Consider the following 24,724-nt stretch of genomic DNA (forward strand, 5'->3'; position numbering starts at 1 on the left):
TCCCTCATGCCAGTACGAAGGCGAGTGCCAGGCCCAGGCAGCCCAGGTCGACCGAGCTGAGCCCGATGAACCTCGCCTTGCGCCACTCTTCCTTTCCGGCGCCGAAGTAGAGCTGTACGGCGTGCAGGACGACGACCGGCACGACCGTCAGGGCGAGCAGCGGGTCGAACCGGGTGGTGGTGAACAGCAGGGTCAGCAGGGTGACGCCGGCGACGAAGAGCAGGGACAGGAACACCTTGAACGCCCCGAGGGGCAGCAGCACGGCCATGGTGTGCCGGGACACCTCGGCATCGCCCTCTTTGTCGGAGGCGTTCCCGTAGGACACGATCAGCAGGAACCACACCGCCACGAGGGCCGCGGTGAACAGCGCTTCGGCGGTGACATGGCCGGCGACCAGCCAGTACGGCACCAGGCCGATGCAGCCGATGACGTAGAAGATGGTGACTTCGAGTCCGCCCGGCAGATAGCTGAGCTTCAGTCCGGTCGAGTACTGCACCGAGGCGATCTGGCCCACGAGCATCACCAGCACGGCTGCCAGCGGCGCTTTGCCGTCCAGCGTGAACACGGCGATGAGCCCGGCCGCGACCGCGATCACCCACATCACGACGCCGAACCGGACCGCCTCCGCCTCCGTCAGCACCCCGGTGAGCAGCGGCTTCTTGGCCACGGTGCCGGGCGGCCGGCCCGCGTAGTTGCGGGCGTCGCTGCCGTCGCGGAAACCGCCGAGGTCGTCGGCGGCTCCCCCGCTCCACTGGGTGGCGAGCACCATCAGCAGGAGCAGGGCGAGCGCGGGCGCGGTGTCACGTCCCACATGGCCGTCCAGGCGCAGCAGGAGCAGGGCGAGGATCCAACCGTAGGCATGGTGATAGATCCGGACCTTGCCCAGCCGGACGTATCCCATGGCCTTCGAGGCCGTTGAGCTCTTGGTGGCCTCGGACGCGCTGGTGGCTGTCATACGAACGCTCCCTCAAAGACGTACGGAACGGCTCTGGTCGGCCGGGCGCTGATCGGCCAGCGTCTTCTTCAGCTGCTCCCGCTGGATCTTCCCGGTGACGGTCCGGGGAAAGTCGCGGTCGGGGATGACGATCGGCTCGGCCATCGTCGCCAGCCGGCCGGCCGCTGACGCCCAGGCGCGCTGCCGGAACTCGGTGCCGGGGCGCAGCGACAGGACGGGCTGGAGGGTTCCGCTCATCTCCAGGACGACCAGTTCCAGAAACTCGGGGAATGTCTCCAGCAGGATGTCCTCGATGCCGATGCCGCTGATGGCGCCGGAGACCTTGTCGACCTGCCGGTCGATGAGGGTGATGCGGCCGGTGCGCGACTTCGTTCCCCAGTCGCCGGTGTCCCACCAGCGGTTGTCGGGGTAGTTCCGGGAGGTCAGGTCCGGCCGGTTGATGTAGCCGGAGAAGACGCCGGGGGTGTTGACCACCATCCGGCCGGGGGTGCCGGCCGGTACCGTGCGCCCGGAGTCGTCGACGATACGGACCCGGCAGAACGGGAAGTGCGGTCCGGCGGGATGCCCGCGCAGCAGTTTGGACCGCTGGATCCGGCGCAGTGCGCGCGTCACCCTCTGCGCGCCCTTCAGATGGCTGCGGATGGCGATGGGGCCGGTCTCGTTCTGGCCGTACACCTCGACGCAGACGGCGAACCGGTGGGCCGAGCCCCCGAGCAGGGCGGCGACCGTGTCGGGGTGGATGACGTCGAATCCGGCGCCGAAGAAGCGGATCGAGCGGAACGCGCCGCCGGGCGCCAGGTGTTGCCAGGCGCGGAAGGTGTTGGGGTGGGTCTCCAGGTAGACGGGCCGGTGGCGCTTGAGCATCCGGTCCACGTTGTCCGGTGAGTCGTCCTGGAGGAGCAGGAGGGGTGCCCGCCGCATGAGCGCGGCGAGGATGCCGACCACGGTCCGGCCGTGCACCGGGGAGATGACCAGGGCGAGGTGTCCGTCCAGGCGGGACAGCCAGTGGATGACGGCCTGCACCCGGGCGTTGAACCGGATGCTGGCGCTGGAGCACTCGGCCAGTTTGGGGATGCCGGTGGTGCCGGAGGTGTGGACGATGACGTACGGGGCGTCGGAGGCCACCTCGCGGCGCCGGGTGATCCTGGGGTGGTCCGGGAGTTCGGCGGCGATGTCCCGCCAGTCGACGAGGCGGCCGATGTCCGGGAAGGTCTTCTCGCTGGTCGCGAGCCGGTCGTCGGTGGCGATCACGGCGGTGATCCCGGAGACGTTCTCCACCATCGAGGCGGCGACCGGGCCTGGCAGGGTCGGGCTGAGGAGGATGGGCACGGCGTCGAGCGCGGTGACGGCCGCGTAGGCGACGATGATGTCGGTCGGTGACTCCAGCCAGACGACGCACCGCTCCCCCGGGACGACTCCGCGGGAGCGCAGGGCGGTGGCGGCCCGCGCGGCGGCGTCCGCTATCTCGCTCGGCGCGATCCGCTCGTCCCGGGCGGCGACGATGATCGGCTCGTGGTCGACGATCCAGGGCTCGGCGTCGCTGGGCAGAGCCAGCAGCTTGTCGAAGATCAAGGGTGGCCTCTTCTCGGGCGGTGGTGGGACGAGCGGGGGGGTGGCGGCCTCACGGCGAGGGCGCGGCCGGTGGCAGGCCGGCGGTCACAGGGGGACGACCTCCAGCAGTTCGTAGACCACCGGGCCCTCCGGTTCCGCCACGGTCGTGGTGTCGACCGTCCGCAGGGCCTGCCCCTCGGCCGCCGCCAGCTCTTCGAGTTCGGCGCGGCCGGCGCGGCTGCTCAGCGCGATCAGCACCCGTCCCTCGGGCGCCACATGCCGGCGGGCCTCGCGGAAGTAGCGTCGGTGCGCGTCGTATCCGGGGTCGACATAGGCCAACTCGTGGACGTTGATGTCGAGTTCGGGCGGGGCCCACACATTGTTGGAGTGCCAGTAGACGACGTCGAAGGCGGGTGCGTCGCGCAGGCCGTCGAAGAGGTCGCTCTCGACGCTGGTCACCTGGTCCGCGACGCCGAAGCGCTCCGCGTTGAGCGCGGTGTTCCGGACGGCCGCGGGATTGAGGTCGGTGGCGTGGACGGCGCGGCAGCCGGCGAGCGCGGCACTGACGGCGATCAGTCCGGTGCCGGAGCCGATCTCCAGGAAGGTCCCGCCGACCGGGAACTTCAGCAGGTCGAGATGGGCCAGGCTGGATTTGGAGTCGGCCGGGGAGAACACGTCCGGCAGCAGGGTCCAGTGCCGGCCGCGCAGCTCGATGTCCGTCCGCTGCCGTACCTTCGCCCGGCTGGCTTCGCTGCGCCTGAGGGGCTGGGTGTAGTCGTACATTCAGCGCTCCGCGGGAGTCGTGGCGTAGTTCTCGATGTCGAAGCGGGCCAGGTCCTTGCGCAGCCGCTTGGTGGACCAGGGCCAGGTGACGAAGTTCTTGCCCTTCTCGTCGAGGTAGACGCTGGTGCAGCCGCCGTTGTTGTAGACGGTCGAGGCGAGACCGCGCTGCACCTCGTCGTTGAACGAGCGGAACGGCTCGGGCCGGATCTCCAGGGCGTCGAGCCCGCGGTCGCGTGCGGTGCGTATCGCGTCGACGATGTAGTCCAGTTGGGCTTCGGCGAGCGCGAGCAGCGAGTTGTACATGACGATGTTCGGGCCGAGCAGCAGATAGGCGTTGGGAAGGGCCGGCAGGGTGGTGGCCCGGTAGGCCTCGGGGCTGTCGACGGCCCAGGTGTCGGCGAGCGTTCTGCCGTCGCGCCCGCGGATCCGTTCGGCGATCGGCGGGTGGCGCAGCTCGAAACCGGAGCCGAGGACGATGACGTCGGCTTCGGCGCGCTCGCCGTTCGCCGCGACGAGTTCGCCGCCCTCGACGGCGGCGAGTGCGTGCGGGACGAGCCGGACGTTGGGCCGGGACATGGCCGGCAGGTAGGTGTTGGAGAGCAGCAGCCGTTTGCAGCCGATGGTGAAGTCCGGGGTGAGCCGGGCGCGTAGGTCCGGGTCGGGCACCTGGCGTTTGAGGACGCGTTTGCCGACCGGGGTGAGCAGCCGTGCGACGCTCGCGCGGCGCATGACGAGCGCGAGCGACTTGAGGACGGCGTCGCAGATCCCGCGGAACAGCCGCTGCGTGAACGGTACGTGTCGGAAGAGCCGTTGGAGGGCCCGTGGGACCCGGAAGTCGAGCCGGGGCATGACCCAGGCGGCGGTGCGCTGGAAGACGTGCAGCTCGCGCACCTGTGGCTGTATCTCGGGGATGAGCTGGACGGCCGAGCAGCCGGTGCCGATGACGGCGACCCGCTTGCCGGTCAGGTCCACGTCGTGGTTCCAGCGGGCCGAGTGGAACACGGGCCCGGGGAAGGCGTCCAGTCCTGGCAGGTCCGGAATGATCGGCGCGTGGAGGAGGCCGGAGGCGAAGACGACATGCTGGGCGGTGTGGCGTCCCCGGCTGGTCTCCAGCACCCAGCGCCGGCGCTCCTGGGACCAGGAGGCGTCGAGCAGTTCGGTGTCCAGGCTCAGTCGCGGGGCCAGGCTGAACTTGTCGACCGTGTCCTCGATGTAGGACAGCAGCTCGGGCTGGCCGACGAAGTTCCTGCTCCACTCCGGATTGGGGTTGAAGGAGAAGGAGTAGATCGGCGAGGGAATGTCGACGGCGCAGCCCGGATAGGTGTTCTCCCGCCAGGTCCCGCCGACCCGGTCGGCCTTCTCCAGGATCAGGAAGTCCGTGATGCCACCGCGTCGCAGTTTGACCGCTGCGGCAATTCCCGATAATCCCGCGCCGATGACGATGACATGCGCGTATCGTTCCCCGGCCGGTTCCCCGGGCTGTTCCGGAGTCGCGTGAGGATGGGCATCCGGTGTCCCGCCCCGATTGGCGTACGGGATCGCGTCCGGATTGATGTCCGGGGTCGCGTCGTTCGCCGATACGGGCATGGGTTTCCCCTTGTCGTCGACCTGTGCGCGGATCGCGTTTCCGAGGCTATCCGGTTTCGCCGCGTTCCAGAATCGCCTTGCTCAACCGCAGTTCCCGCTCGACGGACGTGGGCAGTGTGCGCCTGAGCACCGGGTCGAGCATCCACCGGGTGAAGGGATTGAAGCGGAAGGAAATCATCCGGGTGGCCCGGATCCCGCCGTCCACGGGTTCGCAGGAGAACCGTGCGCCGAATTCCGCCATGCGGTGGTTGAACTTGTTCAGGGGCAGCGGAGCCAGCCTGATGTCGATGCTTTTGCCCGGGGTGAGCCGCATCTGGGCAATTGCTTTCGGCTCCGGAAGGCGCAGGCCGGGCAGCCGTGGCTGGAACTTGAACTCGGTGAGATTGCCGTCCCTGCGCACCCAGGAGATCGCGCCGATCTTGTCGTCGACTTCGATGTACCGTTCCACGTCCAGCACAAAGCCGAGAAAGGCTTCCGGTGTACAGGCGATTGTCTGTTCCTTCTCCACCTTGACCATGGCGTCACACTACCGGCTTGACAGCTTCTCCTCCTTCCGCATGCCGCCGATCTTTTCGGCCGACCGAAAAGATCGCGTCACCGTCGTCATAGATAGGTTCGGGCGTGCAGCACGGCCAGTTCGGCCAGTTCGCCTTCGGCGGTCAGGGCACCTTCGGCGACGAGTGCGCTCGGTGCGTTCGGTGCGTTCGGTGCGTTCGGGCTGCCGCGCACGCGCCGGGTCGCGACCCGGCACCATTCCAGCAGCGGGCCGCGCAGTACGTCGGTGGCGTCGGCCGGACCGACCACGTGTCCGGTGCCGTCTCGTGCGGTCAACTCCAGCCGCAGAGTGCGACCTTGGGGCCGCTGCACCCGAGCCACGGCCAGCGCGTAGTTCAGGGTGGAGTGGCCGAGGGCGGCGATCCGGGGCAGCCGCGGCGTCTCGTGCACCGGAAGTCCCAGCGCGTCCCGGATGTCGAGGCCGTGCGCCCAGTGCTCCATGAGCCGAGCGGCCGCGAACGTCTCGGTGGTCATTCCGAAGCCCCAGGCCACGCGGTCCTCGGGGCCGCGCTCGGCCAGCAGGCGACGGGTCCTCGCCGCGGCGCGGTCCCACCAGCCGGTCAGGTCACCCGGCGAAAGCCCGTCGCCCCGGCGGCAGCCCGCGGCGGTGAAGTCCTCGGCCGTCGCAAACTGGGGCACGGTCTTCGTGAACGCGCGAGGCCCGTCGGCCAGGGTGTCCGCGGCGACCTCCTCGGTGTCGGCCAGATGCGCCACCTGGTCGGCGACGGTCCAGCCGGCCGCCGCCGAGGGCCGCCGCCAGTCCGCGTCCTGGAGGGCCGAAAGGAGTTCGGTGAACTCCCGCTGCTCGTCGGCCAGATCGGCCAGTTCCTCCCGTACGGGGATCACAGCACCGCCACCGTTCCCGCCGAGCCGTCGACCGCGAGCGGGCGCCCCGACGCCAGACGCGCCAGCGCCGCGGCGCCCACCCCGGTCACACAGGGCACCCCCAACTCCCGGGCGACGATGGCCGCGTGGCACAGCATGCCGCCCTCGGCGGTGACCAGTGCGGCCGCCTCCGCCATCAGCGGGACCCAGTCCGGGTCGGTGTGCTCCGTCAGCAGTACCGCGCCGGGCTCCCAGCGCGGATCGTCGACGTCCCGCAGCCGCAGGCCCCGCGCGGTGGCCAGACCACCGGAGGCCGCGATGCCGCGCACGAGCTGGTCACCCCCATCGGGCCGCTCGGCGAGGCGCCGGTCGACCCGCTCGTCCGGCGCCTCGCCGAGCGCGGCCGTCATCGGGCGGAACTGGAGCCACACCAGCTTCTCATCGAGCTGTGCGAACTCCAGGTCGGCAGGTACGCCGAGCGCCTTCTGCAGCTTCGCGCACGCCGCTCCGACGGACTGCCCGCCGCTCTCCCACGCGGCGCGCTCCGAGCCTGCGGTACGGCCCTCGGGCGTCCACTCCTCCCAGGCGGGGGTGACTGCGCCGGAGACCAGCGTCTCCCCGCTGCCCTCTGTCCACTCCAGACGTCCCCGGCCGGGCCCGCGGCCCAGCCAGAGCCCGCTGCGTACCGGAGGACGGAACGGCTGGAGCAGCACAGCCATCTCCACGTGGCCGGCTTCGACGGTCGTCCGTTCCCGGTAGGCGGCGACCCGGCCGCTGTGCGCCGACGCCCGGACGGCGGCGATCGCCTCCGCCAACTCCGTTGCCGGGACGTCGAGTTCACTGCGGAACAGGCCGGCGTAGCTCAGGCCGGTGCCGTCCTCGACCGTGGCCGAGCTGCGCACCGCCCAGCGCGGCGCCACGGCGGCGAGCTTTGAGAGTGCGGCGGAGGTGGGGTCGGCGCCGACCGGTACCACCCAGGTGTCGGGGATCGCCGCCCCGACCCGGAGCAGCGCGGCGAGCCCCATGGCCTTGCCGCCCAGCACGCTCCGGTCACGGTCCCCGGCGTCCTCGGCGTATCCGGCGGGTCCGGCAGTCCCGAGGTCACCGGTGAGCCGCACCAGCCCGTCGGCGCCGCTCATCGTGGCGCCCTGTCCCGCTCCTCGGTCTCCCGCTCGATCTTCAGCGAGACCAGCAGATCGCGGTGCAGCTCCATCCAGACGTCGTGGTACGAGTCGCGCAGCACACCGGTGAACGCCTGCTGCTCGCCCCCGCGCAGGCGGGTCAGCGCGCGGGTGAGTCCTTCGGTGTAGCGCTCGAAGCGGGGTCGCACAGCGGTGAGCCGGTCCACGACCGGCATGGACTCCTCGTGCAGCGCGCCGAGTTCATCGATCCGTGCGTGGTCGTACGGGGAATCGGTGTGGTCGTTGGTCACGCCGTCGCGGAGCTGCCAGCGGGTGCACAGCTCCTTGAACCGGTCGTTCAGCGGCAGGAAGAGCTCGTACTCCGGTCGCAGACGGTCGCGGGCGTCGCCGGTGAGGTCTTCGTCCAGCAGCGCGGCGTGCCGGTCGCGTCCCTCGGTCGTGACGCGCCACAGATCGCGCCGCTCCATGTGGGTGGCGAGCCCGTCCGCCCGCAGTTTCTCCAGTTCGGCGAGCACGTCCTCGCGCGCGTAGCGGCTGCCCGCCACCAGGGGGTCGGTGGCGGCCATCCCCTTGAGGGCCAGCACGTGGAGCACATCGAACGCGGCGGTGTCGGGAAGCACGGCATCTCCCGTCGTCGTGGTCGGGCGGTCAAGTAGTCAGGTGGTCCTCGGTCACGGGCTGTCAGGAGGCGCGGTCGGCGCGCAGTTCGTCGAGGAGTCCGACGAGGTCGCCGACCGTCGCGGTCCCGGCGGTGCGTGGGTTGTCCACCAGCGCCACACCGAAGCGCTCCTCCAGGGCGAGCAGGATCTCCAGCGTGGCCAGCGAGTCGACGCCCAGGTCCTGGACGATCCGGTCGGACGGCCGCAGGTCCCGCTGGACCCGTTTGACCTTGGCGTAGATCTCCTCCAGTGCGGTGAGCGTCTCGCTGGGCGTCGAAGTGCGGTCAGGAACGGTCAAAGATGTTCACCTCTCCGGTACTGCCATTGATGGAGACGGCCGTGCCCGCAGGCAGGGAGGCCGCTCCGGGGTAGCCCACGACGCACGGGATCCCGTACTCGCGGGCGAGGATGGCGATGTGCGACAGGTCGCTGCCGCGTTCGCTGAGCACGCCTTCGGCGAAGGGCAGCAAGGGGGCGATGTCCGCGTCCGCCGACGAGCAGACGATGATCACCGGTTCGTCGGGCAGGTCGTCCTGCGGGGCCATCACCGTGCCGGTGCCGATGCCGGGCGCCACGCCGCGCTGTTCCTGGGGTGTCGTGCTGAGCCATGGCCGCATGACGTCGTCGCCGGCGCTCAGGTCGAGGTGTTCGGGCATCGGGGTGGCGAGCGCCGCCCGGCAGGCCCCGACCCGCGGCCGGGCCCGTTCGATCCGTCCCGGTGAGGTCGCCAGGTCCGTGAACTCCCGCAGGGTCAGATAAGGCCACAGCCGCTCGGCGTCCTCGCCGAACGAGGTCGCCAGCGCCGGGAGCAGCCGCCGGTAGATGTGCAGGGTGCGCATCGCCAGCGACTTGGAGTGCTCGCGGCCGGCCATCATCTCGCCGACGGCGACCGCCAGGGCCCGTACGGTACGGCTGCGCCACGGGGACACCATTCCGGCCAGCGCCTCGGCCGGGTCGATCGGGGCCACGGCCGCCTCGGTGCCGCCGCTCGCCACCTGTTTGTGCCGTACCGCGTAGTCCTGCCACGGGGCGAGTCCGTCGGCGACCTCGTAGAAGGACGAGGACAGGAAGTCGCCCGGTCCGTGGGGGTCGAGGGTGGCGGCGGCGGTGTGCAGCCGGTCCCAGACGAGTTCGCGGGGCCGGGTCAGCCAGTGTGCGATCTCCTCGCCGTGCCGCAGCAGCTTGCCGTAGACCCGGCGTTGCAGGGCGCGCACCGGTACCAGACCGGAGGTGGTGAGGATGTGCACCGCCCATGCCTCCTCCAGGACGGGCTGTGCGTCGCGCAGTACCCCGGCCAGGGCGATCGGGCTGTTCGTGGTGGTCGCGGCGCGCAGGCCCCATTCCAGTTCGGCGACCTGTTCCTCCAGGGCGCGCAGCCGCGGTCCGGCGTCGCGCATCTCCCGCAGCAGCCGGGCGGAGCCCGCCCACTGGCGGGTCCGGCCGGAGCGCAGGGCGGTGAGTTCGGCCGGGGAGTCGACGCCCTCGAAGTAGGCGTCGGTGACATCGCTGGGCTGAAGGCCGGGGATGGACGCGGACAGATGACAGTACGCGGCCAGGTTGTGGTAGGGGCGGCAGCCGAAGTAGCCGACGAAGACGTAGTGGCCGCCCTCGGCCCACGCGGGGCGCCCCCACAGCCGTCGGGCCAGGGCGCGGGTGCCGCGTTCCATCGGGTCGCCGACCAGCGACCAGGACATCGGCGAGAGCCGCTGGGGGGCCACCTCGCCGAAGTTGCCCGCCGAGTAGACGGTGAAGTACGGATGCGGATCGGTGTCCACCGACGCGGGTCGCCCGGTCATGACAGGGCCCTCCTCTCCGTGCCTGCCCGTGGGCTCTCCGTGCCTGCCCGTGGGCTCTCCGTGCCTGCCCGCAGGGTCTCCGTGCTTGCCCTGCCCGCCCGCAGGGCCTCGCCGGTCGCGCCCAGGTAGTCGGGGTCGGGGACCGGCCAGGGCTCGGGTATGTCCTTGAGGACGTCCACGTCCAGGTCGAGCCAGGGCTCGGCGTAGTCGGCCAACTCCCTTGGCGTGCCCACACGTTCGCCGATCAGGCGGGTGAACCGGCCCAGCGGCGCGGCCTCCACGATCTTCGGTACGACGCCCCAGGGCCTGCACACCTCGGTGAAGACCTCGCCGAGGGTGGGCAGCGCCGGGTCGAACCAGGTCCAGGTGGCCCGCCCGATGGGCGTGTCGAGCGCCTTGAGCACGATCTCCGCCGCCGAGGACACATCGGTGATCCAGCAGGGGAAGTCACCGCGGCGGGCCAGGTGCACGGGGTAGCCCGCGAGCAGGTGGGGAAACGCCATCGGCAGGCCGTGCCGGGTGTCGGGGCGCCCGCCGCGCGGGTCGGGTCCGAGGACGGGGCCGAAGCGGACGACGCCGACGGGCAGTTCGGGCGTGTCCCGCACGAGGCGTTCGGCACAGTACTTGCCGTACTCGTACCAGTTGCGGAACCGCTGGCCCGTGTACAGCTCGCGGTTGGTGATCCGGCCCTCGGAGCGGCCGAGCGCGAGCAGCGAGGAGACGTGCACGGCCTGCCGCAGGTGCGGGAGTTCACGCAGGAAGGCCAGCGCCGAGCGGGTCCCGGAGCTGTGGGTCTCCAGTACTTCACCGGGTCCTGAGGTCCAGGAGACCGAGCCGAAGCAGAAGACGACATGGGTGGTCTCCGACCTGACCCGGGCCAGGTCGGCGGCGGACAGGCCGAGGCGCGGCAGCCGTACGTCACCGCGTACGCCCTCGCCCTCCGTGGCGCGGCCGGAGCGCGACAGGACCCGGACCGTGGCGCCGGACCGGACACAGGCCCGCGCCACGGCCGTGCCGAGGAATCCGGAGCCGCCCAGGATCAACACGTTCATGCCAGGAACCTCGACAATCCGCGGTCGGCGGGGGCCAGGGGCCGCTGCGGCTCCGGCAGGTCGAACAGGAGCCGGGCGAGCAGTTCGGTGGAGGGCTCCGGCAGTTGTCCGTCGACGAGCTGGGCCAGCCGTCCGCGTTCCATCACCCGGTCCAGACCGATGTAGCGCAGTCCGATGAGGCTGTTGCGCCAGGCCGGTGACAGGGGCAGGAAGCGTTCGGCGTTGGCCGACATCCACAGCACCTGTTCGGCGGAGGCGGGCACGAGCCGGACCCATTTACCGAAGGCCAGGGGTGACAGGGCGCGTGCCGTCTCCAGCAGGGCCCGCAGGGTCGGGGCGCGTTCCCCGGCCGAGAGGTGGGTGATGACGGGCTCGGGGTGCGGTCCCGTCCTGTGCAGGCCGGCCACCGCGTCCAGCAGGGTGCCGGCCGCCAGGTCGCGCGGCAGGACGTCGACCTTGGCGCCGCGCATGGCGGGCAGGACCCGGCCGGGCAAGTCGTCCCACCGTTCGGCCAGCAGGTACAGCGAGTTGCGTTTGCGGGTGGCGCCGGTACGGGAGTCGCCGAGCAGTGCGGCGACCCGGCTGATGAGGATGTCGGGGTCGCCGGGGCCGTGCTGCCGCTCCAGTTCCCGTTCGGCGAGCCACTTGCTGTGCTCGTACGCGGTGCGGTGGCGGTCGAGGGTGAGCGGGGTCTCGGCGATACGGCCGAGGGTGCCGCCCACGACGTAGATCGAGGACGCCTGGACGTAGGCCACACGGCGGCCGGAGCGGCGTTGCAGCTCGCGGGCCACGTCGTAGCCGTTGCGGGCGCCCAGCACGTTGACGGCGTACAGATCACGGCCGCTGCCCGCCCAGTTGGTGTCCCCGGCGAGATTGACGACGGCGTCGACGTCGTCCGCGAGGGCGTTCAGGTCGGTTTCGCCGAGGCCCCAGAGGGGTTCTCGGACGTCGCCGGTGACCTTGGCGGCGGCCAGTGACGGGAACGCCCGCTCGAAAGGGACCTGGCCTGGGCGGGCGGGACGCACCAGGGGCACGAGCGTGACACCGCGCTCGGGGGCGATCTCGGCGACGGCCGTGCCGAGTTGTCCGGTGACTCCGGTGAGCAGCAGTTTCATCCGAGGTCGACACTCTCGTCGTAGGCGGCGTCGTCGGGGACCAGTCCGCCGGCGACCAGTTCCCACAGCATCTCGTCGGTTCCGCCGCCGATCCGGGCCAGCCGGGAGTCGCGCCACATGCGGGACATCGGTGTCTCGTCCTCCAGATAGCCGGGTCCGCCGAACAGGTGCATGCATTCGCTCGTCACCTCGGCGACGAACCGGGCCGCGGTGGTCTTGAGGGCCGCGATCTCCCGGGTGCCGCACGCGCCCGGCACCGGTACGCCCTGGGCGGCGGCGTAGACGGCGAAGCGCAGCGCGACCAGCCGGGAGGACAGTTCGGCCAGCCGCAGCCGCAGGGCCTGCTGTTCCATGAGCGGTCCGCCGAACTGCTCGCGGCGCTGCAGGTGGGCGGTGGCGAGTCCGATGGCGCGGGCGGCGCCGCCGACGGCCTGGGCGGCGATGGAGAGCCGTTCGTGGTTGAGCCCCCAGGTCGCGACGAGCAGTCCGCTGCCGGGCCGGCCGACCAGGGCCTCCGCGGGCACCTCGGCGTCGACCACCATCCAGGTGGTGTCGAGCGCGGCGGTCCCGGCCTTGCTGAGCCGCTTGTGCGGGGTGAGTCCGGAGGCGGGGACGGCGAGGAGCCCGAGGCGTCCGGCGACCGGTCCGGCGCCCTCGTCGAGGCGGCACAGCAGCAGGGCGATGTCGCACACCAGGCCGAGGGAGAGGTACTTCTTCTCGCCTGTCACGTGCCAGCCGCCGGGGGTTCTGCGGGCCACGGTACGCACGCCGTTGAGGTCCGAGCCGCCGGTGGGCTCCGAGGCGCCGAGGCAGCCCACGAGCCGTCCCTCCAGCGCGCGGGCCCGGTAGTCGGCGAGCAGCGGGGTGTCGCCGTAGCGGGTGAGGACCGACAGGACCGTCTCGCAGTGCAGGCTGAGCCCGACCGACAGGCCCGCGTGTCCGAGCCGGCCGCTCTCCTCGGCGATGATCACGCCGAGTCCGGGATCGCCGTACGGTTCGGCGGCGTCGGCCTGCGCCCAGCGCTCCCGGAAGAGTCCGGCGGCGCCGAGTCCGGCCAGCAGTTCCCGGGGGAACAGTCCCTCGGTCTCGGCCTGCCGGGCGACGGGCTCGAAGGTCTGCCGCAACAGCCCCGCGACCCGTTCGCGGACCTCCTCCACGCGTTCGCCGAACGGTCCCGCCGCGAACAGACGGGAGGTCAGCGCCGGTGTGTTCGCCGGTGTGTCCACCACACTCACGAGTCGCCGCGCTCCTTCAGTTCGCCCGCCAGGTACGCCAGCCACAGCGAACGGCGGCGGGGCTTGCGGCTGGAGGTCAGGGGGATGGTCCCCCGCTTGACGGTCAGCACCTGGGCGCGTCCCGCGTCGCCGGTGAACGACGTGATGACCGACAGCACGTCCTCCAGCCGGTCGCCCAGGGGGCGTTCGGTGACCACCAGGACGCGCGGTTCGCCGCGTACGACTCCGGCGACGACGGTGGCGTACCGCTTGGAGACGGCTCCGGAGGCGACGAGTTCCATCTCGATGTCCTCGACGAAGACGTTCTGGCCGTTGATCTTCACGCTGTCGCCGAGCCGGCCGATCACATACAGCTCGCCGTCCAGCAGGAATCCGGCGTCGCCGGTGTAGAGCTTGCCGTCGCCCAGCCTGGCCAGGTCCTCGGGGGTCGCGTCCGCGTAGCCCTCGGCGACCGAGGGGCCCTGGACGAAGATCTCACCGAGGACGCCCTCCGGTTGCGGGGCGCCTTCCTCGTCCAGGATCTCCACGCGAGCGCTCTCCAGCGCCGGGCCGCAGCTGACCTGCCAGTTCCAGGGTTCGTCGACCGGCTCGGTGCTGAGTTCGGCGCTCTCGCGCACGTCCAGCTTCTCGCCGAGGCGCCGCTCAAGGCCGCCGACGCGCACCAGCCGGGGCAGGTCCCCCTTGCCGACGCCCGTGACCGCGAGGGTGCCCTCGGCCAGACCGTACGCGGGCATCAGGGCCCGGACGTCGAAACCGTACGGGCCCAGCAGCGCGGCGAACCGGGCCAGCACCGCGGGGTCGATCCGCTCGGCGCCGCTGACGACGGCGGTCAGCGCGGAGAAGTCGAGCCCCTCCAGATGCTGGGGCCCGACCGTCGCCAGCACCCGCTCGAACCCGAAGTTGGGCATGCACATGGAGGTGTACGGGGTGCGGCCGTACTCGGCGAGCCAGCCGGGGGTGTCCCGGACGAACTGCTCCGGGCGCATCATGGCGTGCTCCACCTGGAGGGTCAGCGCGCCCAGCAGTCCGCCGACCAGACCCATGTCGTGGTAGAGCGGCAGCCAGGTGACCGCGCCGTGGCCGACCGGGTCCATCCAGCCCCCGATCATGCGGAGGTTGGCGGCCAGGTTGGCGACCGAGACGCGCAGGGCGCGCGGGGAGCCGCGGGAGCCGGAGGTGAACTGGAGGACGGCGAGGTCGCCCCAGGCGCGCGGCGCCTCGTCGGGGCGGTCGGCGTACCGCGGCGCGATGACCTCGGTGCCGCCGCCGATGCGTGCCACGTTCTCCCCGACGATGTCGTGGTAGCGCGGGTCCGCGATGGCGTGCCGCGGATGGATGCGGGCGGTGATGGCCTTCAGCTGGCTCTGGTAGCCCTCCCCCGCCCGCAGGGCGAGCGGCAGGGGCAGCACGGACGGGGTGGCACCGATCGCCAGCAGCCCGAAGAACTGCGTGACGAAGTCCTCCCCGCCCGGCACCACCAGCGGCACGACATCGCCCGGACGCACGCCGGCGTCGGCGAGCGCGGCGCCCGCGCCGAGGGTCCGGCGGGCCAGTTCGCGGTAGGTGAGCCGCTGCCAGGAGCCGTCGTCCAGCCGGAACCGCATCCCGCGTTCGTCCGACGGGTCGTCCAGCCAGCCGAGCAGCCGCTCGTGGTCGGCCGTCTTACGCTGCGACAAGGTGACCCTCCCCCTTCAGGTGGCCGGCTGGGCGCCGGGGTCCGGGGCCCACAGCCGGCGGGCCAGTTCCAACCGCCGCACCTTGGCGGTGGCGGTGCGCGGCAGTTCCGCGAGACGCAACTGGACGGGCGGCCGCATGGCGGGGAGCCCCGCGGTGGCCGCGGCCCATCGGCCGGGATCCAGCGGGGCGTCGTCCCGGGTCACGACGACCGGCGTCGGCGCGCCCTCCTCGCCGGGCACGACCACGACCTCCAGCAGGATGTCGAGCCGCGACATGAGCGTGTCCTCGGCCTCCAGCGCGCTGCCGAAGCCGGGGATGACGTCGACCTCGCGGTCGGAGACGTGCAGACAGCCCCACCGGGTGCGGTGGCCGACGTCGCCCATGCGCCACCAGCCGTCGTCGAGCTGCTGCCGGAAGCGCGCGTCCTCGCCGAAGTAGGTGAGCGCCCGGCCGTCCGAGCGCACCTCGATGAAACCGGGGGTGCCGGGGCCGGGCGTACGGCCGTCGCGGTCGACGACCCGCACGGCGGTCATGCCGGGGAACGGGAAGCCGACGCACCGACCGTCGGCGGACATCGCGCGCCGCCGTGAGGTGGCCCGGCCGACGGTCGGCCCGATCTCGCTCTGCCCGTACAACTGCAGGTGGAAGGGGCGCCGGCGGTGGGAGGCGCCGAGGATCCGCTGCACGGTCCGCGGGTGGATGGCGTCGAACGTGGAGCTGAGGGCCAGCACGTTGGACAGGGGACCGCGCGGGTCGTCGGCCAGCGTCTCCCATTCGACGAACGTGTTGGGGTGGGCCTCCAGGACGCCGGGTTTGACCTCGGCGAAGATGTCGGCGATCCGCTGGGGCGTGGCGTCCTTGGTGATGACGATCGGGAAGCCGCGGTCCAGCGCGATGGCGAGTGCGGTGACCAGACGCGAGTGGACGAACGAGACCCGCACGGCGAGGGTTTCGCGTCCGCGAATCAGCAACCGGGCGCCGAGGGCCTGCGGGCGGTAGCGGGCGCGCAGGGAACGGGCCGTGTGGACGACGAGTTTGGGCACGTCGGTGGTGCCGGAGGTGTGGGTGAGCAGCGCGGGGCGGTCCGCCCGGGGCCTGGCGAAGGGGCGCGGGTGCGTCCCGGGGTTCCGCCGGAGCGCGGTGGCGCCCTCGGCCTCGCCGGTCACCAGGAGGACGCGGGCACAGCGGCCGGCCACCTCGGCGGGCAGTTCCTCCCGCAGCTTCTTCTCGTCGGTGATCAGATGCGGCCACGCGCAGCGCTCAAGGAGCCGCGTCACGGTCTCGCCGTCGAGGCTCGGGGAGAGGGCGACGGGCACGGCGCCGATACGGGCCACCGCGCACATCAGCAGGAAGATGTCGAAGGAGTCCTGCTTGTATACGGCGACCTTGTCGCCCGGGCGCACGTTCTGGTCGCGCAGGGCCGACGCCATTTCGGCGACGAGGTTCGCACAGGCGTAGACGGTGAGGTCGCTGCCCAGCTCCGGCGCGATGTCGAGTTCATGGTCGAGGGTGATGCGCTGATAGGGGCTCTTCTTGGCGGCGCCGTCGAAGAAGGAACCCAGGAACAGTCCCCTGTTCCCGATGCGTTGCAGAATCACGGTGGTGCCACCTTCCACGGGCGTCCGCGTTCAGCCGAGCCATTCGCTGTTCTGCCGTTCCTTGTCCTGCCGTTCCCTGTTCTGCCGTTCGCTGTTCTGTCGTCAGGAGGCGGATTCCAGGCGCGACTTGATACGCGCGAGTGTCTGGCGCATGTCGCCCTGGATTTTGTCCGCCCAGTCGACGAGGAACTTCTTCACCTCGTCGTCGTTCATGCCGGCGAGAATTCCCCGCATGCCCTCGGTCAGTTCGCCCATCCAGAAGGCGTGGGTGAGTGCACTGCCCTCCGCCGTCGGCGCGACCGTGAACGACCATACGCTTTCCTGGGCGCGCCCGCCGCTGTCCCTCATGGCCCAGCTGAACACCCCCGGCGGAACGGCCTCCACCACCTCGCAATGGGTGGTCCATTCGCCGCGTACGACCGGTGCCCAGGCGACCACTTCCGGCTCGCGGTGATTGCGGGCGGTGAAGACGGAACCGACCGCCGCCGGATCTCCCGAGGTCCATTCACCGCCTCGGCACTCGGGACTCCACTCGCCGCTCCTGGTCAGGTCGCTGACATAGGCGAAGACCGTCGCGGGATCGGCCTGTACGACGGTCGTCGCGTCGACGCGAAAGGTCTCGGTGGAGCTCATGACTGCGTCACCCCTCCTGCGGAACAACTGGAACGGCTGGAACTGCTGGAACGGCCGGTGCGGCTGGAACGCCGGAAGCGGTGGGTGCGTCCAGGAAAGAGAGCAGCTGCGCGGTCGAATACACGGCCGCACAGCACCGGACCGCGTAGTCGAGTGCGGAGCGGTGGTGTTCGGCGGTGAAATCGGCGACCGCGTCCGCGACCAGGAACGGCTGGATGTCGGAGCTGAAGGCGTCGACCGCGGTGATCAGGCAGCCGATGTGGGCGTACACCCCGCACACGATCAGCTGGTCCCGTCCGGACTTCTCCAGCACGTCACGGAGTTCGGAGCGGACGAACGCGCTGTAGCGCCATTTGGTGAGCACCAGGTCACCGTCGGCCGGCTTCAGGGCGTCCACGATCGCGGTGTCGTGCTCCCTCGCGGACATGCCAGGGCCCCACAAGTCGTGCAGCAGGCCGCGCTGTTCACGGTCCATGTCGCCGGGCTGGGCCGAGTAGACCACCGGCATCCCGAGGGCCACGGCACGCTCACGCAGGGCACCGATATGGGCCAGCAGCTCCCCGTACGGAGAGCGGTCGGGATCGAAGGGAGCGAGGAAGTACGCCTGAAGGTCGTGCAGGAAGAGGACGGCCCGGCCGGGGTCCGGCCGCCAGTCGACCTGGTTCGCCGGCAGTTCGGCGGCGGTGGGCATGGGATAGGGCGGGATGGCGGGGATGCTCATGGCCGCTGCTCACACCCCCAGGACGGCGCCGCCGTCGACGCACAGGTCCTGCATGGTGATGTGCCGGGCCCGGTCGGAGGCGAGGAAGACGACGGCGTCCGCGATGTCACCGGGCTCGGCGATCCGGCGCAGCGGAATTCCGGTCCTGTACGCCTCCGCCGAACCGTCGATCGTCGCCTGACGGCCCGATTCCGCCGTCCACAGCGAACGCAGCATCTCGGTGTCGGTGGAACCGGGTGACACCACGTTGCAGCGAATTCCGTGTTCCGCCAGTTCCAGCCCGAGTGATTTCGTGAAGAGGGACGCGGCTGCCTTCGAGGCACCGTACGCGGCCATCTGCAGCCGCGGTATTCGCCCCGCGTTGGAGGCTATGGTCACGATCGCACCCTCTCGACGTTCTCTCATCCGTGCGGCGACTGCCCGGGAACAGTGGAAGAGACCGTCGAGATTGGTCGAGAAGATCGCCCGCCAGTCCGCGTCGGACATGTCCACCAAGGATCCGGAGCGCATTACCCCGGCGGCGTTCACCAGCAGGTCCACGGGCCCGAGTTCGTTCTCGATCCGCGCGACCGTTTCCTCGATCCGGCCGCTGTCGGTGATGTCGGTGGGAAAGGCGACGGCCTTCAGCCCGTCCGCCGCCGACTTCTCCACCAGGTCGGCGAGTCCCGCCGGGTCCTTGTCCACGGCCGCCACCACGGCGCCGCGGCTCGCGAGAGCGCGCACCACGGCGGTGCCGATTCCGCCCGCCGCTCCCGTCACGAGCGCGACCCCGCAGACGTTTTCACTGTGCTCGGTCACATTCCCACCTTCCAGAAAAGAAGGGCGTCCGCCGGCACAAGGCACAGGACACAGGGCAACGGCGGGATATCGCGAGTCTACGGATTCCTGCGCCCGAATCCAGGTGCCGACAGGGATCCTTGTGTGGACATGCCTCAGGCCCGGACCCAGGCGCGCATCAATTCGGCGGCCTGGTCCGGATTCAGCCGCGGATCGCACAGCGTCGTATACCGCTCGTCCAGCCGGTCGACCCCGTCGACCTTTCCGCCCAGGCATTCGGTGACATCCGACGCGGCCACTTCCAGATGCAGTCCGCCGGGGTGCTCCCCCGCCCCTTCCAGCACGCGTTTGCAGCGGCTCGCCTCGTCCACGATGTCGGTGAGGCGCCGGGTCTTCCGGCCGGCCTCCCGCACCGTGTTGCCGTGCATCGGATCGCTCAGCCAGACCGGCCGGTGCCCCGCGTCCCGTACGGCGGCCACGAGCGGCGGCAGCAGCCCGGGCACCCGCTCCGCGCCCATCCGCACGATCAGCGTGAGCCGGCCGGGAATTCCGTACGGGTCCAACTGGGCGCACACCTCGCCCAGTTCGGCCGCCGTGATGGACGGTCCCAGCTTGAGGGCCACCGGGTTCACGACGGATGCCAGCAGCCGCACATGGGCCGAGTCGGGAGCTCGCGTGCGGTCGCCGAGCCAGGGCAGATGCGTGGAACCGAGGAACCGCCGCCCGCCCTCCGTACGGACCAGCCGGGCCTCGTAGTCGACGACCAGCGCGTCATGGCTGGCCCACGGCCCGTCCACGAACTCCGTTGAGCGGCGGGTCCGTTGATCCCGCTCGCGGGCCAGGGCGCCCAGTACGCCGGCGCTCGCCTCGTAGGCCCGGACCATCCGGCGCGGGTCGTGCGCCCGTGCCTCGGGGGTGGGGCTCTCGCCGTTCACCAGGTGGCCCCGGAAAGCCGGCAGCAGCACTCCGCCGACCTCTTCGTGGGGCAGCGTGCGGGGCTTGGCGAACTGGCCGCCGATCCGGCCGACCCGTAGCACCGGCAGGCCCGTACCGTCGGCCACCTCGTCGGCGAGGGCGTGCAGCACCGCCGTCTTGGCCCGGACCTGGTCGGCGTCGGTCTCCTCGAAACTCTCCGCGCAGTCGCCGAGTTGCAGCATCACCGCCCCGCCCCCGGCCACCACCGCGAGGGCCCGCCGCAGTCGCGCCAGTTCCTCGGGGGTCACCAGCGCGGGCGCGGAGGCCAGTTCGGCGCAGCTGGGCTCGTAGGCGGGGTGCGTCGCCCAGTCCGGCTGCTGGGCCGCCTCGGCGCCCGCCGGCCACGGCGGCCGGGGGGTGCCCCGGGCTCCGTCGCCGGTCATCGGCGGACGCCGCGTTCGCCGAGGTCCGCCGGAGGGCGCAGCACCCGTTCCAGGAGGTCGGCCAGCAGGCCGGTGCCGTGTTCGGTCAGCACCGACTCCAGATGGAACTGGACGGCGGCGAACCGCTCACCCCGCAGGGCGTGCACCTCCCCGGTGGCGGGGTCCCGGCACAGGTGCACGTCTCCGTGCGCGAGTGGCGAGCGCAGGACGTCCTCGGTGTGGCGGGCCGCGTAGGAGTTGTAGAAGCCGACCGCCTCGGGGCGTCCGAAGAAGTCGATACGGCGCTGGGTGCCCTGGTGGGGCCGCTCGCGGCGGAAGAGCGGCAGCCCGAGCAGCGTGCACAGCGCCTGGTGGCTCAGGCATTCACCGACGAACGGGATGCCTCGGGCGAGGAGACGGCCGGTCATCTCGGTGATCCCGCGGACCTTCGGGTCGGTGGCGGCCCGGGGATCGCCGGGACCGGGGCCGAGCAGGACGCAGTCGTACGCGTCCAGGTCCGGCGGGCGCACCGACCACCACGGGCGGACCGTGGCGTCCAGTCCGAGGGCCCGGGTCTGGTGGCCGAGCATGTCGGTGAACTTGTCCTCGGCGTCCACGATCAGCACGCGTCCCGCGTCGGGTGAGAGTGCGCGTACGGGCCGGTCGTCCTCCTTGCCGAGCCAGAACGCCGAGAGCCCCACGTTGCGGCGGTCCAGGGCGTCCGTCACGCGGGGGTGGGCCGCAAGCGGTTCCGGCGGCCGTCCCGACGGTCGTCGGGGCTGCGGTTCCGGCTGTGCGGGGCCGTCGCCCGGTACGGAGGGTGCCGGTGGCGTCCGGGGGCGGCCCTTCAGACCGGTGGCGGCCAGCAGCGCGTCGGCCTTGGCCCAGGTCTCGGCGACCTCGGCGGTGGGCCGCGAGTCGCGTACGAGTGTGGCGCCCACGTCGATCCGTACGGCACCTTCCCGGCGGATCTCGGCCGTACGGATCAGGATCGCCGAGTCCAGGGTGGCGCGGCCGGCCGTGTCCCGGCCGAGCAGGGCGAGGGCGCCGCCGTAGTAGCCGCGGCCGCTCTCCTCATGGCGGGCGATCACCCGGCAGGCGTTCTCCAGAGGGCTGCCGATGATGGTCGGCGCGAACATCGTCTCGCGCAGCACCTCGCGCACGTCCAGGGACGTAGGGCCTTCCAGCAGGTACTCGGTGTGCGCCAGCCTGGCCATCTGCCGCAGGTAGGGGCCGTGGGCCCGGGCGCCGCCGTCGCAGACCCTGGCGAGCATCTTCAGCTCCTCGTCGACCACCATGAAGAGCTCGTCGGTCTCCTTCCGGTCGTCCAGGAACTCCAGTACGCCGTCCACGTCCGCGCCCGAGGGCGGGTAGCGGTAGGTGCCGCTGATCGGGTTCATCCGCGCGACCCCTTCGGCCACTTGGACGTGCAGCTCCGGAGAGGCGCCGACGAAGGTGCGGTCGCCGGTGTGCACCACGAACGTCCAGTGGGCGCCCGACTCCATGGTCAGCAGCCGCCTGAAGACGGTCAGGGCGACCTCGGGCCGGTAGTCGCGCAGGGTCGCCCGGAAGGACCGTCTGACGACGAAGTTCGATCCCTCGCCGGACCGGATCTCCTCGTCGAGGACCTTCTGCACGATCTTCTCGTATTCGTCGTCCCTGACGTCGAACCCGCCGTCCGCCAGGGCCACTTCGGTGTCGGGCAGCAGCTCAAGCGCCTCCTGGACGGGGAGGGCGGCTCGTTGCCGCACGGTCAGCGTCAGGATGGGTTCGCCGTCGTCGTTGCAGGCGTATCCGCGCTCGGTGATCTGGCGGAAGGGGATGGCCGCCAGCACCTCCGCCGGTCCCCCGGCCCCGGCCTCGGCCCCATCCCCGGCCTCGGCCCCGGTCCTGGAGCTGGGCAGCGGCACGTCGGCGAGCGTCGTCACCTCTCGCACCTCCCCCGTCAGCACCTCCACCTCGGGGGTGTCCGTACCGGCTCTGCGCAGGAGCGCGAACGGGGGAGGGTCGGGCGTCAGCAGGGAGTTGAGGAGGTCCCGAGCGCGCGTCTCTCGGGGGTCCCGGACAGTGCTGATCGTCATGCCTGCCTTTCCTGGGCGCCGCGAAGCAGGCCGCACGAGGCGACGGGCGTCGGTCCGTTGAGGCGGAACAGAGGGGGGAGAAGGGCGGGAGACGGAGCGAGGAGGGGAACGTCAGCCGGATGCCTGTCGGTCGGAGCGTCGCTCCAGCTCCGTAGCGAAGTCCTGCCAGGCCCGGCTGCACGCGCGGGCGGCCGAGACGATGATCTCCGCGCGGTGCGGCGGAACGTTTTCGCTGATCCGGGTCCACTCTTGCGGGCCGACCGTGCAGACGTCCAGGAGCCGGAGCAGGGTGCGCCCCGATTCGGAGAACCGCAGCGAGGGGTCCTTGCGCAGGTTGTGGATCAGTCCCGCGAGGTCGACGTCGTGGTCGGCGCCACCGTCGATACGGGCCAGCGCCTTCGGCCGCGGCAGTGCCCGCGCCGCCTCGGGGGCTCCTTCGGGGGCTGTTTCGGAAGGTGCCGTCCCCGGCCCGCGCCGCGTGGGGCCGGCGGGTGCCTCGCCGCGCCGCAGGCGGTCCCGGACGTCTCGCACGGTGGCGGTACAGACCCCGGCCTCCCTGGCGACCTCGCGCAGCGAGACACCGGGACGCTCGGAGAGGATTCTGCCCGCCTGTTCGCGACCTTCGGCGGCGTCGACCGGCCGCTTTCGGCCGTCACGCCCCAGCCGGGTGTGCGACTGGGGAATTTCCCCACTCGCACGGCGCCTGATCGCACCGACGGTCTTGTGGGAGAGGCCGGTGACCGAGGCGATCGCCCGATCGCTCCACTCGGGGTGGGAGCTGACGATACGTTCGGCCGCGGCGTTTCTGTCGGAGCGCGGCAGGGGAAGTCCGTGGGAGATGTTCGCCTGCACCGCGAGGACGAATGCCTCTTCGTCGTCGCACTCGCAGAAGACCGCCTCGATCTTCTCCTGACCGCGCAGTTCCGCCGCGCGCACGCGATGCATTCCGTCGACGACGCTCATCGTCCGGCGGTTCACCAGAATGGGCGGCAGTTCGGTGTCCGATTCGGCGAGGAGGCGCACATGGTCGTCGTCCGCACCCGAAAGCCGGGGGGAATCGAAACGTGTCAGTTCGCTCAATGACACCAATTCGGTGGACGGGTGCGAAATGAGTGCAGAGGCGTCAGCTAATCGCTGACCGTTCATGAGTTTATCCCCCTGGGGCGAGCTGGAGCTTTACAGGACGACAACGATGGCAAAAGACATCGGAGGGCGTCCGCCCCTGGAGGCACGCGGCCGAAAGAATCTCCTACCGCATGAGCGCGAAAGTAACAGGATGATCGACTCAAGGCACACCCCCGTGCATTTTGGCCAGTTGTCCCGTCTGTCCAGTGGAACGCCGACCCCACCGACACCGCTCGGGGCACCGACCTGTCGCAACACCACGCAGTCGCCCGAAGAGCACGCCGGAGATTCAGCAGAGATCATCTCGGGCGCGATCAAGGACGGTGAAAGAGTTGCCATTCCACCTTTTAGTCAACAGCAGTTCCAAGACAAAGCGACCGTATCAGCCGCCCCGCAGCACCGGCAACCAAAACGTGATGTGCCGTTAACAGGCCACGCGCCTGCCAAAGACCCGGAACACCGGCAGTGGCCGGTGATCTTCACGCACGCCACCGGAACAGGCGTCAGAGGCAACGGTGCACTTCAGGGGCATCGCGGGGACGGCGAGGCCGAGCCGCGAAAATATAACCCCTGAATTCCCTCGAACCCCGTTTGCGCCACGTACAGCTGGGCATCAGGAACAGTTTATCCGCCTCGAAACGCGAACGCGCTCCACGCAGTAACGGAATATTAACTTCCGCATTCACGACTCCATGGCGCCGCCCGTCGTCCGCGGCGGGCCGCCCGGCATGCGTGACCGGCGCGCGTCACCGGCGCGCGTCAAGGTGACCGGCGTGCGTTAGGTGCCCTGGATGACGGGTACCCGGCCGCCCGGCAGCGGGGGCGACGTGTGGCGACCCGCTGGACCTGCGGTGAGACTGGGGCGAGCGGCGCCTGACGATGGGTGGAGCATGTTCAGCGTTGAGGAAACGATCGAGGTCGCGGTCCCGGTGAGTGCCGCGTACAACCAGTGGACGCAGTTCAAGAGCTTTCCCCGGTTCATGACCGTGGTGAAGAAGGTCGAGCAGGTCCGGCCGGCGCTGCTGTCCTGGACGCTCGGGGTCGGACCCGTGCACCGCGAGTTCCAGGCCGAGATCGTCGAGCAGGAACCCGACTCCCATCTGACGTGGCAGAGCCTCGAACGGCACTTCGTGCACCAGGGAGAGGTGCTGTTCCGGCCCACCGCGACGGGCGACACGGCGGCCGGCACTACGGGCGGCACGGCGGCCGGCACTGCAGGCGGCGTGGCGGACGGCACCACGGGCGGCGCGAAGGACCGTACGACCGTCACCGTCCGGATCGAGGTCGACTCCCCCGGCGCCACCGCCCTGCTCGGCGGTCTCCCCGAGCTGGTCGGCCGTGTCGTCCAGCGGGAGCTGCGGCACTTCAAGGCGTACATCGAGGGGCTCGGCGCGGAGAGCGGCGCCTGGCGGGGCACCATCCGCGGCGGACGCGTACGGCCCGAGGACCCCAAGCCGCAGCGGAGCCGTGTGCCCCACTGGCCCGTCGGCTGACGCCGAGAGCGACGACAGCGTGAGTGA

General features: G+C 71.1%; 23 protein-coding genes. 2 read left to right on the forward strand and 21 right to left on the reverse strand.

The genetic code is table 11. The annotated features are described in order from the left end of the window. Positions 1–4: 4 nt before the first annotated feature. The 21 genes from C6Y14_RS01315 to C6Y14_RS01415 form a co-directional block, all read right to left on the reverse strand. Positions 5–955 carry a UbiA family prenyltransferase gene (locus C6Y14_RS01315; protein WP_107014549.1) on the reverse strand — a complete coding sequence of 317 codons (951 nt, stop codon included), beginning with the start codon at positions 953–955 and terminating at the stop codon, positions 5–7. A 12-nt stretch (positions 956–967) separates the two neighbouring features. Further along, positions 968–2,527 (reverse strand): class I adenylate-forming enzyme family protein, encoded by a 1,560-nt coding sequence (locus tag C6Y14_RS01320; RefSeq protein ID WP_107014550.1) that lies wholly within the window; start codon positions 2,525–2,527, stop codon positions 968–970. Positions 2,528–2,611: 84 nt separating this feature from the next. Continuing rightward, the gene (locus C6Y14_RS01325) at positions 2,612–3,289 is read right to left on the reverse strand and encodes a 50S ribosomal protein L11 methyltransferase (RefSeq protein ID WP_107014551.1); all 678 of its coding nucleotides are present in this window, start codon (positions 3,287–3,289) and stop codon (positions 2,612–2,614) included. Then, entirely contained in the window at positions 3,290–4,876 is a 1,587-nt protein-coding gene (locus C6Y14_RS01330) for a flavin-containing monooxygenase (protein WP_107014552.1), read from the reverse strand. Positions 4,877–4,922: 46 nt separating this feature from the next. After that, positions 4,923–5,393: an SRPBCC family protein gene (locus C6Y14_RS01335; RefSeq protein WP_107014553.1), complete on the reverse strand. Its 471-nt coding sequence runs from the start codon at positions 5,391–5,393 to the stop codon at positions 4,923–4,925. Positions 5,394–5,479: 86 nt separating this feature from the next. Continuing rightward, positions 5,480–6,277, reverse strand: a complete 798-nt coding sequence (locus C6Y14_RS01340) for a maleylpyruvate isomerase family mycothiol-dependent enzyme (RefSeq protein WP_159074138.1) — start codon at positions 6,275–6,277, stop codon at positions 5,480–5,482. Then, a complete protein-coding gene (locus tag C6Y14_RS01345) occupies positions 6,274–7,395 on the reverse strand; it encodes a PEP-utilizing enzyme (RefSeq protein WP_107014555.1) in 1,122 nt (373 codons plus the stop codon). Before C6Y14_RS01345 ends, C6Y14_RS01340 begins: the two co-directional genes overlap by 4 nt. Continuing rightward, positions 7,392–8,018, reverse strand: coding sequence for a hypothetical protein (locus C6Y14_RS01350; RefSeq protein WP_107014556.1), 627 nt, complete (start codon positions 8,016–8,018; stop codon positions 7,392–7,394). The genes C6Y14_RS01345 and C6Y14_RS01350 overlap by 4 nt, the downstream gene beginning before the upstream one ends. 61 nt (positions 8,019–8,079) lie before the next feature. After that, positions 8,080–8,355 (reverse strand): acyl carrier protein, encoded by a 276-nt coding sequence (locus tag C6Y14_RS01355; protein WP_107014557.1) that lies wholly within the window; start codon positions 8,353–8,355, stop codon positions 8,080–8,082. Continuing rightward, positions 8,342–9,853 carry a PEP-utilizing enzyme gene (locus C6Y14_RS01360; protein WP_107014558.1) on the reverse strand — a complete coding sequence of 504 codons (1,512 nt, stop codon included), beginning with the start codon at positions 9,851–9,853 and terminating at the stop codon, positions 8,342–8,344. Before C6Y14_RS01360 ends, C6Y14_RS01355 begins: the two co-directional genes overlap by 14 nt. After that, on the reverse strand, positions 9,850–10,905 hold the full coding sequence (locus C6Y14_RS01365; protein ID WP_159074139.1) for an SDR family oxidoreductase: 1,056 nt from the start codon (positions 10,903–10,905) through the stop codon (positions 9,850–9,852). The genes C6Y14_RS01360 and C6Y14_RS01365 overlap by 4 nt, the downstream gene beginning before the upstream one ends. Continuing rightward, the gene (locus C6Y14_RS01370; RefSeq protein ID WP_107014560.1) at positions 10,902–12,020 is read right to left on the reverse strand and encodes an SDR family oxidoreductase; all 1,119 of its coding nucleotides are present in this window, start codon (positions 12,018–12,020) and stop codon (positions 10,902–10,904) included. The genes C6Y14_RS01365 and C6Y14_RS01370 overlap by 4 nt, the downstream gene beginning before the upstream one ends. Beyond that, on the reverse strand, positions 12,017–13,255 hold the full coding sequence (locus tag C6Y14_RS01375; RefSeq protein ID WP_107014561.1) for an acyl-CoA dehydrogenase family protein: 1,239 nt from the start codon (positions 13,253–13,255) through the stop codon (positions 12,017–12,019). The genes C6Y14_RS01370 and C6Y14_RS01375 overlap by 4 nt, the downstream gene beginning before the upstream one ends. Beyond that, entirely contained in the window at positions 13,252–14,931 is a 1,680-nt protein-coding gene (locus C6Y14_RS01380; protein ID WP_107014562.1) for an AMP-binding protein, read from the reverse strand. Before C6Y14_RS01380 ends, C6Y14_RS01375 begins: the two co-directional genes overlap by 4 nt. A 15-nt stretch (positions 14,932–14,946) precedes the next feature. Continuing rightward, positions 14,947–16,530 carry a class I adenylate-forming enzyme family protein gene (locus C6Y14_RS01385; protein WP_199854587.1) on the reverse strand — a complete coding sequence of 528 codons (1,584 nt, stop codon included), beginning with the start codon at positions 16,528–16,530 and terminating at the stop codon, positions 14,947–14,949. A gap of 102 nt (positions 16,531–16,632) precedes the next feature. Beyond that, a complete protein-coding gene (locus C6Y14_RS01390; RefSeq protein WP_107014563.1) occupies positions 16,633–17,163 on the reverse strand; it encodes an SRPBCC family protein in 531 nt (176 codons plus the stop codon). Positions 17,164–17,170: 7 nt separating this feature from the next. Next, complete coding sequence (locus tag C6Y14_RS01395) at positions 17,171–17,884, reverse strand: isochorismatase family protein (protein WP_107014564.1); 714 nt, start codon at positions 17,882–17,884, stop codon at positions 17,171–17,173. A gap of 9 nt (positions 17,885–17,893) precedes the next feature. After that, a complete protein-coding gene (locus tag C6Y14_RS01400; RefSeq protein ID WP_107014565.1) occupies positions 17,894–18,682 on the reverse strand; it encodes a 2,3-dihydro-2,3-dihydroxybenzoate dehydrogenase in 789 nt (262 codons plus the stop codon). A 134-nt stretch (positions 18,683–18,816) separates the two neighbouring features. Continuing rightward, positions 18,817–20,019 carry a 3-deoxy-7-phosphoheptulonate synthase gene (locus C6Y14_RS01405; RefSeq protein ID WP_107014566.1) on the reverse strand — a complete coding sequence of 401 codons (1,203 nt, stop codon included), beginning with the start codon at positions 20,017–20,019 and terminating at the stop codon, positions 18,817–18,819. Further along, complete coding sequence (locus C6Y14_RS01410; protein WP_107014567.1) at positions 20,016–22,079, reverse strand: anthranilate synthase family protein; 2,064 nt, start codon at positions 22,077–22,079, stop codon at positions 20,016–20,018. Before C6Y14_RS01410 ends, C6Y14_RS01405 begins: the two co-directional genes overlap by 4 nt. Before the next feature lie 111 nt (positions 22,080–22,190). Beyond that, positions 22,191–23,225 carry a ParB/RepB/Spo0J family partition protein gene (locus tag C6Y14_RS01415; RefSeq protein WP_107014568.1) on the reverse strand — a complete coding sequence of 345 codons (1,035 nt, stop codon included), beginning with the start codon at positions 23,223–23,225 and terminating at the stop codon, positions 22,191–22,193. Positions 23,226–23,355: 130 nt separating this feature from the next. On the opposite strand from C6Y14_RS01415, the gene C6Y14_RS43865 reads away from it, so the two are divergent. Next, positions 23,356–23,778 carry a hypothetical protein gene (locus C6Y14_RS43865; RefSeq protein ID WP_159074140.1) on the forward strand — a complete coding sequence of 141 codons (423 nt, stop codon included), beginning with the start codon at positions 23,356–23,358 and terminating at the stop codon, positions 23,776–23,778. Positions 23,779–24,094: 316 nt separating this feature from the next. Then, positions 24,095–24,697 carry an SRPBCC family protein gene (locus tag C6Y14_RS01420; protein ID WP_107014569.1) on the forward strand — a complete coding sequence of 201 codons (603 nt, stop codon included), beginning with the start codon at positions 24,095–24,097 and terminating at the stop codon, positions 24,695–24,697. Positions 24,698–24,724: the final 27 nt, after the last annotated feature.

Source organism: Streptomyces dioscori (assembly GCF_003024195.1).
GTDB classification, from domain to species: domain Bacteria; phylum Actinomycetota; class Actinomycetes; order Streptomycetales; family Streptomycetaceae; genus Streptomyces; species Streptomyces dioscori.